Annotated in this window: 18 protein-coding genes; 17 read left to right on the top strand and 1 reads right to left on the bottom strand. The window is 68.7% G+C overall.

Annotation, left to right across the window (positions count from 1 at the left end; translation table 11 throughout):
- The first annotated feature begins 545 nt into the window (after positions 1-545).
- The 16 genes from C4S70_RS12340 to C4S70_RS12265 all read left to right on the top strand — a co-directional run bounded on the left by C4S70_RS12340 (position 546) and on the right by C4S70_RS12265 (position 13,075).
- Positions 546-1,718: a phage portal protein gene (locus tag C4S70_RS12340; protein ID WP_104008403.1), complete on the top strand. Its 1,173-nt coding sequence runs from the start codon at positions 546-548 to the stop codon at positions 1,716-1,718.
- Positions 1,711-1,935 carry a GTA head formation protein, RCAP_rcc01685 family gene (locus C4S70_RS12335; protein WP_104008402.1) on the top strand — a complete coding sequence of 75 codons (225 nt, stop codon included), beginning with the start codon at positions 1,711-1,713 and terminating at the stop codon, positions 1,933-1,935. Before C4S70_RS12340 ends, C4S70_RS12335 begins: the two co-directional genes overlap by 8 nt.
- A gap of 26 nt (positions 1,936-1,961) precedes the next feature.
- Complete coding sequence (locus tag C4S70_RS12330) at positions 1,962-2,522, top strand: HK97 family phage prohead protease (RefSeq protein ID WP_104008401.1); 561 nt, start codon at positions 1,962-1,964, stop codon at positions 2,520-2,522.
- A 32-nt stretch (positions 2,523-2,554) separates the two neighbouring features.
- Positions 2,555-3,733, top strand: coding sequence for a phage major capsid protein (locus C4S70_RS12325; RefSeq protein WP_104008400.1), 1,179 nt, complete (start codon positions 2,555-2,557; stop codon positions 3,731-3,733).
- A 170-nt stretch (positions 3,734-3,903) separates the two neighbouring features.
- Positions 3,904-4,503, top strand: coding sequence for a head-tail connector protein (locus C4S70_RS12320; RefSeq protein WP_104008399.1), 600 nt, complete (start codon positions 3,904-3,906; stop codon positions 4,501-4,503).
- On the top strand, positions 4,500-4,838 hold the full coding sequence (locus tag C4S70_RS12315) for a head-tail adaptor protein (protein ID WP_104008398.1): 339 nt from the start codon (positions 4,500-4,502) through the stop codon (positions 4,836-4,838). Before C4S70_RS12320 ends, C4S70_RS12315 begins: the two co-directional genes overlap by 4 nt.
- Positions 4,835-5,248, top strand: coding sequence for a DUF3168 domain-containing protein (locus C4S70_RS12310; RefSeq protein ID WP_104008397.1), 414 nt, complete (start codon positions 4,835-4,837; stop codon positions 5,246-5,248). Before C4S70_RS12315 ends, C4S70_RS12310 begins: the two co-directional genes overlap by 4 nt.
- Positions 5,249-5,273: 25 nt before the next feature.
- On the top strand, positions 5,274-5,687 hold the full coding sequence (locus C4S70_RS12305; protein WP_104008396.1) for a phage major tail protein, TP901-1 family: 414 nt from the start codon (positions 5,274-5,276) through the stop codon (positions 5,685-5,687).
- A 2-nt stretch (positions 5,688-5,689) separates the two neighbouring features.
- Complete coding sequence (locus tag C4S70_RS12300) at positions 5,690-6,010, top strand: gene transfer agent family protein (RefSeq protein WP_104008395.1); 321 nt, start codon at positions 5,690-5,692, stop codon at positions 6,008-6,010.
- Positions 6,007-6,237 carry a rcc01693 family protein gene (locus tag C4S70_RS12295; protein WP_104008394.1) on the top strand — a complete coding sequence of 77 codons (231 nt, stop codon included), beginning with the start codon at positions 6,007-6,009 and terminating at the stop codon, positions 6,235-6,237. Before C4S70_RS12300 ends, C4S70_RS12295 begins: the two co-directional genes overlap by 4 nt.
- Positions 6,218-6,877 carry a phage tail tape measure protein gene (locus tag C4S70_RS12290; RefSeq protein ID WP_104008393.1) on the top strand — a complete coding sequence of 220 codons (660 nt, stop codon included), beginning with the start codon at positions 6,218-6,220 and terminating at the stop codon, positions 6,875-6,877. The genes C4S70_RS12295 and C4S70_RS12290 overlap by 20 nt, the downstream gene beginning before the upstream one ends.
- A 13-nt stretch (positions 6,878-6,890) precedes the next feature.
- Complete coding sequence (locus C4S70_RS12285; RefSeq protein ID WP_104008392.1) at positions 6,891-7,523, top strand: DUF2460 domain-containing protein; 633 nt, start codon at positions 6,891-6,893, stop codon at positions 7,521-7,523.
- Positions 7,523-8,410, top strand: coding sequence for a DUF2163 domain-containing protein (locus tag C4S70_RS12280; protein WP_104008391.1), 888 nt, complete (start codon positions 7,523-7,525; stop codon positions 8,408-8,410). The genes C4S70_RS12285 and C4S70_RS12280 overlap by 1 nt, the downstream gene beginning before the upstream one ends.
- Positions 8,407-8,853, top strand: coding sequence for an NlpC/P60 family protein (locus C4S70_RS12275; RefSeq protein ID WP_104008419.1), 447 nt, complete (start codon positions 8,407-8,409; stop codon positions 8,851-8,853). The genes C4S70_RS12280 and C4S70_RS12275 overlap by 4 nt, the downstream gene beginning before the upstream one ends.
- On the top strand, positions 8,853-12,773 hold the full coding sequence (locus tag C4S70_RS12270; RefSeq protein WP_104008390.1) for a baseplate multidomain protein megatron: 3,921 nt from the start codon (positions 8,853-8,855) through the stop codon (positions 12,771-12,773). The genes C4S70_RS12275 and C4S70_RS12270 overlap by 1 nt, the downstream gene beginning before the upstream one ends.
- Before the next feature lie 5 nt (positions 12,774-12,778).
- Positions 12,779-13,075 (top strand): DUF7742 family protein, encoded by a 297-nt coding sequence (locus tag C4S70_RS12265; RefSeq protein ID WP_104008389.1) that lies wholly within the window; start codon positions 12,779-12,781, stop codon positions 13,073-13,075.
- On the opposite strand, the gene C4S70_RS12260 is transcribed toward C4S70_RS12265, so the two are convergent.
- On the bottom strand, positions 13,056-13,394 hold the full coding sequence (locus tag C4S70_RS12260; RefSeq protein ID WP_235003819.1) for a TraR/DksA family transcriptional regulator: 339 nt from the start codon (positions 13,392-13,394) through the stop codon (positions 13,056-13,058). The genes C4S70_RS12265 and C4S70_RS12260 overlap by 20 nt on opposite strands.
- A gap of 84 nt (positions 13,395-13,478) precedes the next feature.
- Between C4S70_RS12260 and cysE the strand changes: the two genes are divergently transcribed.
- Entirely contained in the window at positions 13,479-14,288 is an 810-nt protein-coding gene (cysE, locus tag C4S70_RS12255) for a serine O-acetyltransferase (protein ID WP_104008387.1), read from the top strand.
- Positions 14,289-14,360 lie beyond the last annotated feature (72 nt).

Below are 14,360 nucleotides of genomic sequence, written 5' to 3'. Positions count from 1 at the left end.
CCGCAAGCGCCCCCATTCCGCCCTTGGCGGCAAACCCCCAGCCGTGGTCTACTGGCTGAGAAAAGACGAAACCCAACCCGGTCAGCAGGAGCAAAGAGTAGCCTAAATCAAGCCGGAAACTGTCCAGACATTGGGGAGTAGCTCACTCCGCTACCATCTCTCTCAACGGTTTCTCGAAGAATTTGCGCGAATTGTCGCCGCCGTCGGCGGGGCTGTGTCCACCTTTCGTGGTTTGTGTGCGGCCGCCCGGAAATGCGGTTCCGCTGACCGAGACGGCGTTTTGCCGGGATCGGCCTGCCGAGCGCGGTCGCTTTGTCGATACTCCAACCCTATCCGAATTCGCCGCCTCCCCAACGCGACAACTGTTCGCGACCAGTCGGAAGCCAAAAGGAAATTCCTCCGCAGGCCGCAGCCTCTGTGCATCACGCGGCGGTGTTGCAGCTTGGGCGTGCGGTCGCTTTGTCGGCTGTTGGGACTCTCGCTGCATAAGTGCTGCCACAGCCGGTCGGGCGGGTCGGCCGCGAGCAGCAGAGGGGAGCTTGGGCATGGTTTTTGATTTCCTGAGGCGTGGCGGTGCGCAGAAAGCGCCCGAGGCCAAGGCCAGCGCGACTGGGCCCTTGGTGGCCTGGGCAAGCACCGGCAGGGTATCCTGGAGCCCGCGTGACGTGGCCTCTTTGACGCGCAGTGGGTATGCCGGCAATCCGGTGGGGTTCCGCTGCGTGAAGCTGGTGGCCGAGGCCGCGGCGGCGCTGCCGGTGATGGCGCAGGACCGGACGCAGCGCTATGAGACGCATCCCGTTCTGGATCTGATCGCCCGGCCCAATGCCGCGCAGGGGCGGGCCGCTTTCCTCGAGTCCCTTTACGGCCAGTTGCTGCTGTCGGGGGATGGCTATGTCGAAGCCGTGGGCGGCGGAGACGGCTGGCCGGTCGAGCTGCATGTGCTGCGCTCGGACCGCATGCGTGTGGTGCCCGGGGACGATGGCTGGCCGGTGGGTTACACCTATACGGTGGGTGCGAAGAAGCTGCGGTTCGATGCCTCGGTGATCTGTCACATCCGGAATTTCCACCCGCAGGACGACCATTACGGGTTCTCGCCGATGCAGGCCGCGGCGATGGCGGTGGACGTGCACAACGCGGCGTCGCGGTGGTCCAAGGCACTCTTGGACAACGCGGCGCGACCGAGCGGGGCGCTGGTCTGGAACAGCGCCGACGGGCAGGGCGTGATGACCGAGGAGCAGTTTCGGCGGCTGAGCGACGAGATCGAGGCGAATTTCCAGGGTGCACGCAATGCCGGGCGGCCGATGGTTCTGGAAGGCGGGCTGGACTGGAAGCCGATGGGGTTCTCGCCCAGCGACATGGAGTTCCAGAAGACCAAGGAGGCCGCGGCGCGCGAGATTGCCCTGGCCTTCGGAGTGCCGCCGATGCTGCTGGGGATCCCGGGGGACGCGACCTATGCCAATTACCAGGAGGCGCATCGAGCCTTTTACCGGCTGACCGTGCTGCCGCTGGCCGGGCGGGTGCTGGCGGCCTTGGCGGACTGGTTGTCGCGATTTGACGGCGCGCCGGTCGAACTGAAGCCCGATCCCGATCAGGTGCCGGCGCTGGCGCCGGAGCGCGATGCGCTATGGGCGCGGGTGGCGGGCGCGGAGTTCCTGAGCGCGACCGAGAAGCGGCGGATGCTGGGACTGCCGGTCGAGGAAGGCGGTCGGGATGGCTGAGGACGGTCGGCGGTTCGAGGCGTTCGAATGCGCGCCGGGCCTGAGACTGGCCGCGCATGAGCGGGTGAGCGCGATCCATCAGGAGCATCTGAATGCGCGGCTGGACCGGCTGGAGGAGATGATGGAACGGCTGGAGCGGCGGTTGTGGCTGGCGGTTTACGGGGTCGCCGGCGTGATCCTGGCGCAGGCGTTTCAATCCTTCATGTCTGCTCAATAAGATCAAAGGGTTGTGAGGAGAATTTCATGCAAGTGGAAGCGGGGCTCGAGCACAAGTTCGCGCGGTTTGGCGAGGGTGTGCGCATCGAGCAGGACGGTGCGGTGATCGCCGGTTACGCAAGCCTGTTCGGCGAGGTGGACCAGGGCGGCGACGTGGTGGCGGCAGGCGCCTATGCGGCATCGCTGAAGGCGCTGGCCGCCGAAGGGCGTCGAGTCAAGATGTTGTGGCAGCACGACCCGGCCTTGCCGATCGGGGTCTGGGACGAGGTGCGCGAGGATGCCCGCGGCCTGTGGGTCAAGGGGCGCATTCTGGAAAGCACCCAGAAGGGGCGCGAGGCGGCGGCGCTGATCGCGGCGGGGGCGATCGACGGGTTGTCGATCGGATACCGCACGCGCCGCGCGGCGAAGGATGAAAAGGGCCGGCGGGTCCTGAAGGAACTGGAGCTTTGGGAAGTGTCGCTGGTGACCTTTCCGATGCTGCCCAGTGCGCGGGTGGCGGCAAAGGGCGATGGGCCCGGCGCCGGGGATGCCTTCCGCGATTTGGCGGCGGTCCTGCGGGACGCGGCGCAGGCGCTGGCGCGGGGCTGAGCGCCGGACATTCACCAAAGGGGAACGGAGCGATGAGCAAGACCGGAGAGCCGGCCTTGGCCGGGGAGATTGTGCCCGGAGTTCGGGAGGTCGGCAGGGCGATGGCCGACTTTGCCAAAGAACTCAAGGGGTTTCAGGGGAAAGTTGAACAAAGACTGAAGGCAACGGAAGAGCGAGTGACCATGCTGGATCGTAAATCTCACATTGCGGCGCGGCCGCACCTGGCCGCCACGACCGACGAGGGCGCGCCGCACCGCAAGGCGTTCAACGCCTATCTGCGCACCGGCGACGATGACGGCCTGCGCGGGCTCGAGCTGGAGGGCAAGGCGATGTCCTCGGCCGTCAACAGCGACGGCGGCTATCTGGTGGACCCGCAAACCGCCGAGAGCATCCGGTCGGTGCTGCAGGCCACGGCTTCGATCCGGTCCATCGCGTCGGTGGTGAATGTGGAGGCCACCAGCTATGACGTGCTGATCGACCACTCGGACGTGGGGGCGGGCTGGGCGAGCGAGACCGGCGCCACGGCCGAGACCGGCACGCCGCAGATCGACCGCATCACCATCCCGCTGCACGAGCTGAGCGCCCTGCCCAAGGTCAGCCAGCGGCTGCTGGATGACAGCGCCTTCGACATCGAGGGCTGGCTGGCGGCGCGGATCGCCGACAAGTTCGCGCGCGCCGAGGCGGCCGCCTTCGTCAATGGCGACGGGATAGACAAGCCCAAGGGGTTCCTCAGCCATCCGACGGTGGACAATGACGTTTGGGCCTGGGGCAATATCGGCTATGTGCCCTCGGGCACGGCCGGCGCCGTGGACGGCGATGCGATCGTGGATCTCGTCTATGCGCTGGGGGCGGAATATCGCGCCAATGCCAGCTTCGTGATGAACTCCAAGATGGCCGGGCAGGTGCGCAAGCTGAAGGATGCCGACGGGCGCTTCCTGTGGTCGGACGGGCTGGCCGCCGGGGAACCGGCGCGGCTGATGGGCTATCCGGTGCTGATCGCCGAGGACATGCCGGACCCGGCCACGGATGCCTTTGCCATCGCCTTTGGCGACTTCGCGGCCGGCTACACCATTGCCGAGCGGCCCGATCTGCGCGTGCTGCGCGATCCGTTCAGCGCCAAGCCGCATGTGTTGTTCTACGCCACCAAGCGCGTGGGCGGCGACGTAAGCGACTTTGCCGCGATCAAGCTGCTGAAACTCGGCATCGCCTGAGGCGGGCCGGGCGGCGGGCCCGGGTGGGGCCGGTCCCGTCGCGGGCGTGCGTCGCCGGAGACACCCCGTGTCGTCCAGCTGTTCCCTCCGTCCGAGCGGCGCGGGGCGCGGCGTGCGCCCGCAACTGGCGGAGGAAGGGCCCGGAGGGGCCGGATTTGCGGAGTGAATCGATGAGGTTGATCGAAGAGACCACCGTGCCCGACCCGGCGCTGCCGGTGGAGCAGTTCAAGGCGCATCTGCGGCTGGGTACCGGGTTTTCCGAAGCCGCGTTGCAGGACGGGATTCTGAACGGGTTCCTGCGCGCGGCCATCGCGGCGATCGAAGCGCGCACGGGCAAGGTGCTGATTTCGCGGGATTTCACGCTGGTCGTGACCCGCTGGAGCGACGAGGCGGGTCAGGTCCTGCCAGTGGCGCCGGTGACTGCGGTCACGCGCGTGGCACTGGTGGATGCGCAGGGGCTGGAAACCGTGCTGGCAGCCGAGGCCTGGCGGCTGGAAGAGGATGACCAGCGCCCGGTGCTGCGGCCGGCGGGGCTGGTGCTGCCGGCGGTGCCGACGGGCGGAAGCGCACGCGTCGGCTTTACCGCCGGGATGGCGGCGGACTGGGGCGGGCTGCCAGCCGATCTGGGGCAGGCGGTCATGCTGCTGGCGGCGCATTACTACGAATACCGCGACGAGACCGCGCTGGGCCGGGGCTGCATGCCGTTTGGCGTGACCAGTCTGATCGAGCGCTATCGTCCGGTGCGGCTGGGACTGGGGGCGGTGCAATGAGGGCGCCTCGGCTGAACCGGGCCTTGGTGCTGGAGCGGCCCGTGCGAGCGCCCGATGGCGCGGGGGGCTTTTCCGAAGCATGGGAGGCGCTGGGCACGGTCTGGGCCGAGGTCACGGCGCGCACGGGCCGGGAACGGGGCGAGGCGGGGATGCCGGTGTCCACCGTGGTCTATCGGATCGTCCTGCGCGCCGCGCCCGTGGGGGCGTCGATGCGGCCCGAGGCCGGGCAGAGGTTCCGTGACGGGGCGCGTATCTTTGCGATCCGCGCCGTGGCCGAACGCGACCCCGACGGCCGGTTCCTGATCTGTTTCTGCGACGAGGAGGTGGCGGCATGAGTTACGGCGTGGCGGGAGCCCTGCAAGAGGCGGTCTATCAGCATCTGCTGGCCGATCCGGGCGTGACCGCGTTGGTGGGGGGCGGGGTCTATGATGCGCTGCCCTCGGGCGCGATGCCGGAGACCTATGTGAGCCTCGGCCCCGAGGAGGTGCGCGACCGGTCGGATGCGGACGGGGCGGGGGCCGAACATCGGTTCACGGTTTCGGTCATCAGCGAGGCGCCCGGTTTCGCCCCGGCCAAGGCGGTGGCCGGCGCGGTGGGGGATGCGCTGCTGAACGCGCCCTTGTCGCTGAGCCGGGGGCGGCTGGTGGGGCTGTGGTTCGAGCGCGCCAGCGCCCGGCGTAGCGGCAGTGCGGGGCAGGTGCGCAGGATCGACCTGCGGTTCCGCGCCCGCGTGGAAGACAACTGACGAACGGCAAGATGGAGCAAGGCTGATGGGAGCCCAGAACGGCAAGGATCTGTTGATAAAGGTGGACATGACCGGCGGCGGTCAGTTCGAAACCATCGCGGGGCTGCGGGCCACGCGGATCAGTTTCAACGCGGAGAGTGTGGATGTCACGAGCCTGGAAAGCCAAGGCGGCTGGCGCGAACTGCTGGCCGGGGCCGGGGTGCGGTCGGCCTCGATTTCGGGGTCGGGCGTATTCAAGGACGCGGGCACCGACGAGCGCACGCGGCAGCTGTTCTTTGACGGGCTGACGCCGGATTTCCAGGTGATCATCCCCGATTTCGGCATCGTGCAGGGGCCGTTCCAGGTGACTGCGATCGACTATGCGGGCAGCCATAACGGCGAGGCGACCTATGAGCTGTCGCTTGCCAGTGCCGGCGCGTTGACCTTCACGGCGATCTGAACATGGCGAATCCGTGGGCGGGCGAGGTGGCGCTGGAGATCGACGGCCGGCGTCATGTGATGAAGCTGACGCTGGGCGCGCTGGCCGAGCTGGAAGCGGCGCTGGAGGCGGGTTCGCTGGTGGATCTGGTGCAGCGGTTCGAGGGTGGCGGGTTCTCCAGCCGCGACGTGATCGCGGTGTTGGCGGCGGGGCTGCGCGGGGGCGGGTCGGATCTGGACGCCGAGGCGCTGCGGCGGGCCGAGATCGCGGGCGGGCCGATGGCGGCGGCGCGGGCGGCGGCGCAGTTGCTGGCGCGGGCCTTCATGCTGCCGGACGAGCGGTGACCGGGTTCGACTGGCCCGCGCTGATGCGGGCGGGGCTGGTGGGCCTGCGCCTGACGCCCGGCCAGTTCTGGGCGCTGACCCCGGCCGAGTTGCGGCTGATGCTGGGGCAGGCGGGGAGCGCGGCGCCGATGGAGCGGGCGGGGCTGGAGGCGCTGATGGCGGCCTGGCCCGACGCGCCCTTGGGCGAAGGAAAAGGAGCGGGAGACGGTGGAACAGGACGGCTTTGACGAATTGGAGGTGCGCGCGCAGGCGCTGGAGGACTCCCTGGGCGCGGCGGCGGACGTCACCGCGGGGTTCGATGCCGAATTGCGGCGGATGCGGGCGTCATTGGCCCAGACCGGGGCGGATGTGGCGCGGCTGGAGCGGGGGTTTTCGCGCGGGCTGCGCCGGGCCTTTGACGGCGTGGTGCTGGACGGGGCGAAGCTGTCGGACGCGCTGGAAAGCGTGGCGCGGTCGATGTCGCAAACCGTTTATTCCGCGGCGGTGCAGCCGGTGATGGACCATGTGGGCGGCTGGCTCGCGGGTGGCGTGAGCAAGCTGGTGAGCGGGCTTCTGCCCTTTGCCGATGGCGGCAGCTTTGCCCAGGGCCGCGTGATGCCCTTTGCCAATGGCGGCGTGGTGTCCGGTCCGGTCGCCTTTCCGATGCGCGGCGGGCTGGGGCTGATGGGCGAGGCGGGCCCCGAGGCGATCATGCCGCTGGCGCGCGGGGCCGACGGCAAGCTGGGCGTTCGCGCCGAGGGCGGCGGGCGGCCGGTGACGGTAGTGATGAACATCACGACGCCGGATGTCGAGGGCTTCCGGCGCAGCCGGGGCCAGATCGCCGCGCAGATGGGCCGGGCGCTGAGCCGCGGCGCGCGCAATCGCTGAATCGGAGGGAGCGATGAATTTCCACGAGGTGAGGTTTCCGGCGTCGCTGAGCTTTGGCTCGGCCGGCGGGCCGGAGCGGCGGACCGAGGTGGTCACCCTGGCCAACGGGTTCGAGGAGCGCAACAGCCCCTGGGCTGACTCGCGCCGGCGTTACGACGCGGGCGCGGCGATGCGATCGCTGGACGATATCGAGACGCTGATTGCGTTCTTCGAGGCGCGGCGCGGGCAGATGTTCGGATTCCGCTGGAAGGACTGGTCGGACTACAAGTCCTGCCGCGCCAGTGCCGAACCGGCCTTTGACGACCAAGTGATCGGGGTCGGCGATGGCGCGACGAAGGTGTTCCAGCTGGCGAAGGTCTATCGATCGGGGGGGCACGACTATGTGCGGCCGATCAGGAAACCGGTGGCGGGCACGGTGCGCGTGGGCGTCGAGCAGGACGAACTGCGCGAGGGGGTGGACTACGAGGTGGACGTGACCACCGGGCTGGTCACGCTGGCGGTGGCGCCGGTCGAGGGCCAGCAGGTCGTCGCCGGGTTCGAGTTCGACGTGCCGGTGCGCTTCGACACCGACCGGATCCAGACCAGCGTGGCGAGTTTCCAGGCCGGCGAAGTGCCGAGCGTTCCGGTGGTGGAGGTGCGGGTCTGATGGGCGGCATGGATCAGGCATTCCGGGCGCATCTGGAAAGCGGGGTGACCACGCTGGCCCGCTGCTGGACGATCCGGCGCGCGGACGGGGTGGAATACGGGTTCACCGATCACGACAGGGATCTGTCCTTTGACGGGATCACATTCCGCGCCGACAGCGGGCTGACGGCGCAGGCCCTGCAGCAGACCACGGGTCTGTCGGTGGACAATACCGAGGCGGTGGGGATCCTGAGCAGCGCGGCGATTTCCGAGGCCGACATAGAGGCGGGGCGGTTCGACGGGGCCGAAGTGCGGGCCTGGCTGGTGAACTGGGCGGACGTGTCGGTGCGCTGGCTGCAGTTTCGCGGCACGCTGGGCGAGATCCGCCGCGCTGGCGGGGCGTTTCATGCCGAGCTGCGCGGGCTGACCGAGGCGCTGAACCGGCCCTTGGGGCGGGTCTATCAGAAACCCTGCACCGCGGTTCTGGGGGATGGCGCCTGCCGGGTCGATTTGTCCGCGCCGGGCTATTCCTGCGAAGAAGTCGTGGTGGAGGCCGAGGCGGCCCGCATTTTCCGCTGGGACGCCTTTCCGGGTTTCGACGAGGGCTGGTTCGCGCGGGGTCGCCTGTCGGTTCTGTCCGGCGCGGCCGAGGGGTTGTGGGGGACGATCAAGCGCGACCGCCGGGTGGAGGGCAGGCGCGAGGTCGAGCTGTGGCAGCCGATACCGGCGCCCATCGCGCCGGGCGATCGCGTGCGGCTGGAAGCAGGCTGCGACAAGCGGTTTGAGACCTGCCGGCTGAAGTTCGACAACGTGCTGAACTTTCAGGGATTTCCCGACATTCCGGGCGAGGATTGGATGATGGCGGTGCCGAAATCGGGCGATGCGAACACGGGGGGCAGCCGGCGGTGACGGAGTTTCAGCACAGGATCGTGACAGAGGCGCGGGCCTGGATCGGCACGCCTTATCGCCATCAGGCCTCGTGCCGGGGGGCGGGGGCGGATTGCTTGGGGCTCGTGCGCGGGGTGTGGCGGGCGGTGTGCGGGGCCGAGCCCGAACGGCCGCCGGCCTATTCGATGGACTGGTCCGAGCCGCAGGGCGAAGAACGGTTGTGGGCGGCCGCGCGGCGGCATTTGCGGGAGTTGCCGAATGGCGAAGCGGCGCCAGGGGACGTTCTGCTGTTTCGGATGCGGGCGGGATCGGTTGCCAAGCATCTGGGGATCGTGACCGAGACGGGCGAGGCCCCGCGTTTCGTGCATGCCTATAGCGGGCATGGGGTTGTCGAAAGTCCGCTGAGCGGGCCTTGGGCGCGGCGCGTGGTGGCGCGGTTTGCATTTCCGAAGGAGGACGGCTGATGGCGACGATCGTTCTTGCCGCCGCGGGGGCGGCGGTTGGCGGGGCCGTGGGCGGGTCGCTCGCCGGGCTGGGCTCGGTCGTGATCGGCCGCGCGGTCGGGGCGACGCTGGGGCAGATGATCGACCAGCGCATCCTGGGCGCGGGGTCCGAGCCGGTGGAAACCGGCAAGGTGGATCGTTTCCGTCTGACGCAGGCGGGCGAGGGCGCGGCCATCGCACAGGTGCATGGGCGGATGCGTGTTGGCGGGCAGGTGATCTGGGCCTCGGATTTCAAGGAGAGCGTTTCGGTCAGCGGCGGCGGCAAGGGCACGTCGCGGCGCCCCAGAACCCGGAGCTACAGCTACACGGTGTCACTGGCCATCGCGCTGTGCGAGGGCGAGATCCTGAGCGTTCCGCGCGTCTGGGCGGACGGGCAGGAAGTGTCGCCGACCGATCTGAATATGACCGTCTACCCGGGCAGCGCGGACCAGATGCCCGATCCGGTGATGGAGGCGATCGAGGGCGCTGGGCAGGTGCCCGCCTATCGCGGCACGGCCTATGTGGTGATGGAGGATTTGCCGCTTGCGCAATTCGGCAACCGCGTGCCGCAGTTTTCCTTCGAGGTGGTCAGGGCCGAACAGCCGGGCACGGAGCGGTTCGCCAGCGACCCGGCGCGGATGGTGCGGGGCGTGGCGTTGATCCCCGGAACGGGGGAATATTCGCTGGCCACCACGCCCGTCTATTACGACTGGGGGCCGGGGCGAAACGTCCCGGCCAATCTGAGCACGCCGTCGGGGCAGACCGATTTCGTCACGTCCTTCGAACAGTTGACGCAGGAGGTGCCGGGCTGCGAGGCGGTTTCGCTGGTGGTGTCCTGGTTCGGCAACGATCTGCGCTGCGGGCAGTGCGCGATCCGGCCCAAGGTGGAAAAGCACCAGGCCGACGGGCGCGACATGCCCTGGGCGGTGGCGGGGCTGGACCGGGGCGCGGCGCAGGCGGTGCCGCAGGCGGCCGGCCGGCCGGTCTATGGCGGCACGCCGGCGGACGCCTCGGTGGTCGAGGCGATCCGGCACATGAACGCGGCCAGCAAGCGGGTGATGTTCTATCCCTTCATCCTGATGGACCAGATGGCCGGCAATGGCCTGACCGATCCCTGGACGGGGGGCGAGGATCAGCCGCAGCTTCCCTGGCGGGGCCGCATCACGCTGTCGGTGGCGCCGGGCCGGGCCGGCAGCCCGGACGGGACGGCGACGGCCGAGGCGGAAGTTGCGGCGTTCTTTGGGTCCGCGCGGGCGTCTGATTTCGTCGTGGGGGACGGCACTGTCAGCTATACCGGTCCCGAGGAATGGGGCCTGCGGCGGTTCATCCTGCACTATGCGGCGCTGTGCGCGGCGGCGGGGGGCGTGTCGGCCTTTTGCATCGGGTCTGAGATGCGCGCGCTGACGCGGATCCGCGGTGCCTCCGGTTTCCCGGCGGTTCAGGCGCTGCGGGAACTGGCGGCCGAGGTGCGCGCGCTGCTGGGGGCGGAGGTGAAGCTCGGCTATGCCGCCGACTGGACCGAATATTCCGGCTACCAGCCGACCGATGGCAGCGGGGACCGGTATTTCCACCTCGACCCGCTTTGGGCCGATGATAACATCGATTTCATCGGCATCGACAACTACATGCCGGTGAGCGACTGGCGCGATGGCGAGGATCACCTGGATGCCCGCGCGGGATGGCGCGACATCCACGACACGGCCTATCTGGAGGCCAATGTCGAGGGCGGCGAAGGGTTCGACTGGTATTATCACTCCGACGAAGCCCGCGCGGCCCAGATCCGCACGCCGATCACCGATGAGGCCCATGGCGAGCCCTGGATCTGGCGGGTGAAGGACTTGCGTGGCTGGTGGGAGAACCCTCATCACGAGCGCATCGGTGGCGTCCGGCAGGCAACGCCGACCGCATGGGAGCCGAAATCCAAGCCGATCTGGTTTACCGAACTGGGCTGTGCGGCGGTGGACAAAGGCACCAACCAGCCCAACCGGTTCCTGGACCCGAAGTCGTCCGAATCGGGGCTGCCGTGGTATTCCTCGGGCCGGCGTGACGACCTGATCCAGTTGCGCTATCTTCAGGCGGTGCTGGGGCATTGGAGCCGGGCAGAGCACAACCCGGTGTCCGAGCGCTATGGCGGGCGCATGGTGGATCTGGCCAACGCCTATGTCTGGGCCTGGGACGCGCGGCCGTTCCCGGCGTTTCCGAACCGGGCCGATCTGTGGGGCGATGGCGAGAACTACCTGCGGGGCCATTGGCTGAACGGGCGGATCGGAGCGCGCACGCTGGACGCGGTGGTGGCCGAGATCTGCGCCCGGTCGGGCCTGGAGGAGATCGACGTCTCGGACCTGCAGGAGATCGTGCGCGGCTATGCGGTCGAGGAGGTGGCCGATGCCCGCGCGGCGTTGCAGCCGTTGATGCTGCGTTACGGGTTCGACGCGATCGAGCGCGACGGCAAGCTGGTGTTCCGAAGACGGCGGGGAACGGGTGCGGTCACGCTGGATCCCGAAAGGTTCGCGCTCAGCGACGAGCTGGACGGAACGGTGGAGCGCATGCGCGAGGCCGAAGCCGAACTTTCGGGACGCGTGCGGGTGCGGTTCGTCGAATGGGGGGCCGACCACGACATCGTGTCGGAAGAGGCGGTTCTGCCCAGCGACGAAACCCACGCGGTGGCGACACGCGATCTGGCGCTTTCGATGACACGGGCCGAGGGCCGCGCGGTGGCCGAGCGCTGGCTGGCCGAGGCGCGATTGTCGCGGGATACCGTTCGCCTTGCGCTGCCGCCGTCACGAATGGCGCTGGGCGCGGGCGACGTGGTGCGCCTGCCGGAAGAGGCGGGCGAGGCGCTCTATCGGATCGACCGGGTTGAACAGGCGGGGATGCAACTGATCGAGGCGGTGCGGATAGAACCCTCCACCTGGGAGCCGTCGGAACCGCCCGGCGGGCTGCCGGACCAGAGACCCTTTGCCGCGCCGGTGCCGGTGCTGCCGGTGTTCCTCGATCTGCCGATGATGACCGGGGACGAGGTGCCGCATGCCCCGCATCTGGCGCTCACGGCCCGGCCCTGGCCGGGAGAGGTCGCGGTCTATGCCTCGGATTCGGATGACGGCTATTCGCTGCTGTCCACCCACGCCGAACGCTCGGTGATCGGGATCACGGAAACGCCTCTGGCCGCCGCGCCGGCGGGGTTGTGGGACGAAGGCGCGGCCTTGCAGGTGAGGCTGATTTCCGGGGCGTTGGAGTCGAAGACGGCCGAGGCAGTGCTGAACGGGGCGAATCTCGCGGCGATCGGGGATGGCTCCAGCGGAAACTGGGAGCTGTTCCAGTTCCGCGACGCGCAACTGATCGGGCCGTCCACATGGTGGATCAGCGGGCGGCTCAGGGGACAGCTGGGGACGGACGGGATCATGCCGCAGGTCTGGCCCGAAGGGTCCATGTTCGTGCTGCTGGACGGCACGCCGGCGCAGATTCCGCTGACCAGCGCGCAGCGGCGCGTGGCGCGGCATTACCGGATTGGGCCGGCGGCGCGGGGCTATGACGACCCCGCCTACACCCATCTGGTGGAGGCGTTCGACGGGATCGGCTTGCGCCCCTATGCGCCCTGCCATTTGCAGGTCGAGACGGTCGGCGGCGACACGCGGCTCCGTTGGATCCGGCGCACCCGGATCGACGGCGACAGCTGGGACGTGCCCGAGGTGCCCCTGGGCGAGGAAAGCGAACGCTATCTGGTGCGGGTCATGCGGGGCGGCACGGTTCTGCGCGAGGCGGAGGTTTCCGCGCCCGGTTGGACCTGGGCGGCCGCCGATCGGGCGGCGGATCTGGCCGGCGGGCCCGTCACGCTACGGGTGGCGCAGGTTTCGGCGCGGTTCGGGCCGGGGCCGTTCGCCGAACTGGTGGTGGAGGAATAATCCTCATGCGGCCCCTGTTGCATGGCGACGTCAGCAACGCGGCGCGGGCGCTCCTGGCCGCTCCACGCCGGCAGCGCAGCGCGCTCTGCCGGCGCATGATCGACGAGGCCGAGGCGGCGGATGTCCATGTCCGCCGCACCGGGCGGCTGCATCCTTTCTGGGGGAACGGGTCGCTGATGGCGGCCGCACGAAGCCGCCGGCTGGCCGACGAGCCGGGATTCGACGACCCCGATTACTGCGAGTGTTTCGAGATGGTGCTGCGCGCTCTGATCGAGCACAAGATCAGCCGGCGGCGCAGCTGACGCATCGGGTTGCGGCGGGGTCCAGTTCGAGGCGCCGGATCGGGATTTCTTCGCCGCAATCCTCGCACCAGCCGAATTCGCCCTCGTCGATTCGGGCCAGCGCCGCCCGCAGGCGCCGTGATTCCAGATCGCGCCGGGCCTGTTGGGCCTTGGCCATCGCCTGGTTCTGCAGCGCGTCCATGCGGCTGAGGCGGCCGACCGACTGCTGGTCCAGCTGCACCACGGACCGGCCGTCCTGGCCCAGGGCGTTTTCCCGTTCGATTTCCATCAGCCGGGCCCGTATCAGCGCGGCGAACTTGGCCTGTTCCGCTTCATTCACGATCGGAATTTCCCCCATCACGGCTTTGCGTTTGGCGTTTCGGGACTACATGGCTATTCTAAGCCGACGACAGGAAGGTATGCCATGGCCGAAACGCGCGCAAAGATTGCCCCGGTGGATCCCGTCTGGGACCGGATCACCAAGGAAGCTGAAGAAGCGGTCCGCAAGGAGCCGCTGATGGGGGCGCTGATCCACGCCTGCATTCTGCATCACAAGTCGCTGGACAAGGCGCTGTCCTACCGGATTTCCGCCAAGCTCACCTCCAACGAAATGTCGATGATGGTGCTGCGCGAGATCGTGGATCAGGCCTACGAGGACGACCCCGAACTGGTCGAGGCCGCGCGCGCCGATCTGATGGCAGTGTATGAACGCGACCCGGCCTGCCATCGGCTGTTGCAGCCGGTGCTCTATTTCAAGGGCTACATCGCCATGCAGGCCTATCGCGTGGCGCATTGGTTGTGGACCCGGGGCCAGAAGGATCTGGCCTATTTCTTTCAGATGCGCACCAGCGAGATCTTCGGCATCGACATCCACCCCGCCGCGCGGATCGGCAAGGGAATCATGATCGACCACGCCCATTCCATCGTGATCGGCGAAACGGCGATGGTGGGCGACAACGTGTCCATGCTGCATTCGGTGACGCTGGGCGGGACCGGCAAGGAGGATCAGGACCGTCACCCCAAGATCGGCGACGGCGTGTTGATTGGCGCAGGTGCCAAGATCCTGGGCAACATCAAGGTCGGGCATTGTTCGCGCATCGCGGCGGGGTCGGTGGTGCTGAAGGAGGTGCCGCCCTGCACCACGGTCGCCGGGGTTCCGGCGCGCATCGTCGGCGAGGCGGGGTGCGAACACCCGTCGGTCGAGATGGACCAGCTGTTCCGCGATCAGACTTGACCCGCTCTGGCGCGGCCGGAAAGATGACGACAGGGGCCCGCCGGTCGCGGCGGGTCTTTCTTTTGGACAGGA

Origin of the sequence: Jhaorihella thermophila, assembly GCF_900108275.1 — a bacterium.
In the GTDB taxonomy this organism is placed as follows: domain Bacteria; phylum Pseudomonadota; class Alphaproteobacteria; order Rhodobacterales; family Rhodobacteraceae; genus Jhaorihella; species Jhaorihella thermophila.
Note: the sequence above shows the minus strand (reverse complement) of the source record. Positions and strands in the feature narration are given on the sequence as shown.

What these genes read in the sequence shown, in the direction of transcription:
- C4S70_RS12315 (WP_104008398.1), top strand. Translation starts at nt 4,500, where the DNA reads ATGAGGGCGCCTCGGCTGAACCGGGCCTTGGTGCTGGAGCGGCCCGTG.
- C4S70_RS12305 (WP_104008396.1), top strand. Translation starts at nt 5,274, where the DNA reads ATGGGAGCCCAGAACGGCAAGGATCTGTTGATAAAGGTGGACATGACC.
- C4S70_RS12310 (WP_104008397.1), top strand. Translation starts at nt 4,835, where the DNA reads ATGAGTTACGGCGTGGCGGGAGCCCTGCAAGAGGCGGTCTATCAGCAT.
- C4S70_RS12270 (WP_104008390.1), top strand. Translation starts at nt 8,853, where the DNA reads ATGGCGACGATCGTTCTTGCCGCCGCGGGGGCGGCGGTTGGCGGGGCC.
- C4S70_RS12340 (WP_104008403.1), top strand. Translation starts at nt 546, where the DNA reads ATGGTTTTTGATTTCCTGAGGCGTGGCGGTGCGCAGAAAGCGCCCGAG.
- C4S70_RS12280 (WP_104008391.1), top strand. Translation starts at nt 7,523, where the DNA reads ATGGGCGGCATGGATCAGGCATTCCGGGCGCATCTGGAAAGCGGGGTG.
- C4S70_RS12285 (WP_104008392.1), top strand. Translation starts at nt 6,891, where the DNA reads ATGAATTTCCACGAGGTGAGGTTTCCGGCGTCGCTGAGCTTTGGCTCG.
- cysE (WP_104008387.1), top strand. Translation starts at nt 13,479, where the DNA reads ATGGCCGAAACGCGCGCAAAGATTGCCCCGGTGGATCCCGTCTGGGAC.
- C4S70_RS12300 (WP_104008395.1), top strand. Translation starts at nt 5,690, where the DNA reads ATGGCGAATCCGTGGGCGGGCGAGGTGGCGCTGGAGATCGACGGCCGG.
- C4S70_RS12335 (WP_104008402.1), top strand. Translation starts at nt 1,711, where the DNA reads ATGGCTGAGGACGGTCGGCGGTTCGAGGCGTTCGAATGCGCGCCGGGC.
- C4S70_RS12325 (WP_104008400.1), top strand. Translation starts at nt 2,555, where the DNA reads ATGAGCAAGACCGGAGAGCCGGCCTTGGCCGGGGAGATTGTGCCCGGA.
- C4S70_RS12265 (WP_104008389.1), top strand. Translation starts at nt 12,779, where the DNA reads ATGCGGCCCCTGTTGCATGGCGACGTCAGCAACGCGGCGCGGGCGCTC.
- C4S70_RS12330 (WP_104008401.1), top strand. Translation starts at nt 1,962, where the DNA reads ATGCAAGTGGAAGCGGGGCTCGAGCACAAGTTCGCGCGGTTTGGCGAG.
- C4S70_RS12320 (WP_104008399.1), top strand. Translation starts at nt 3,904, where the DNA reads ATGAGGTTGATCGAAGAGACCACCGTGCCCGACCCGGCGCTGCCGGTG.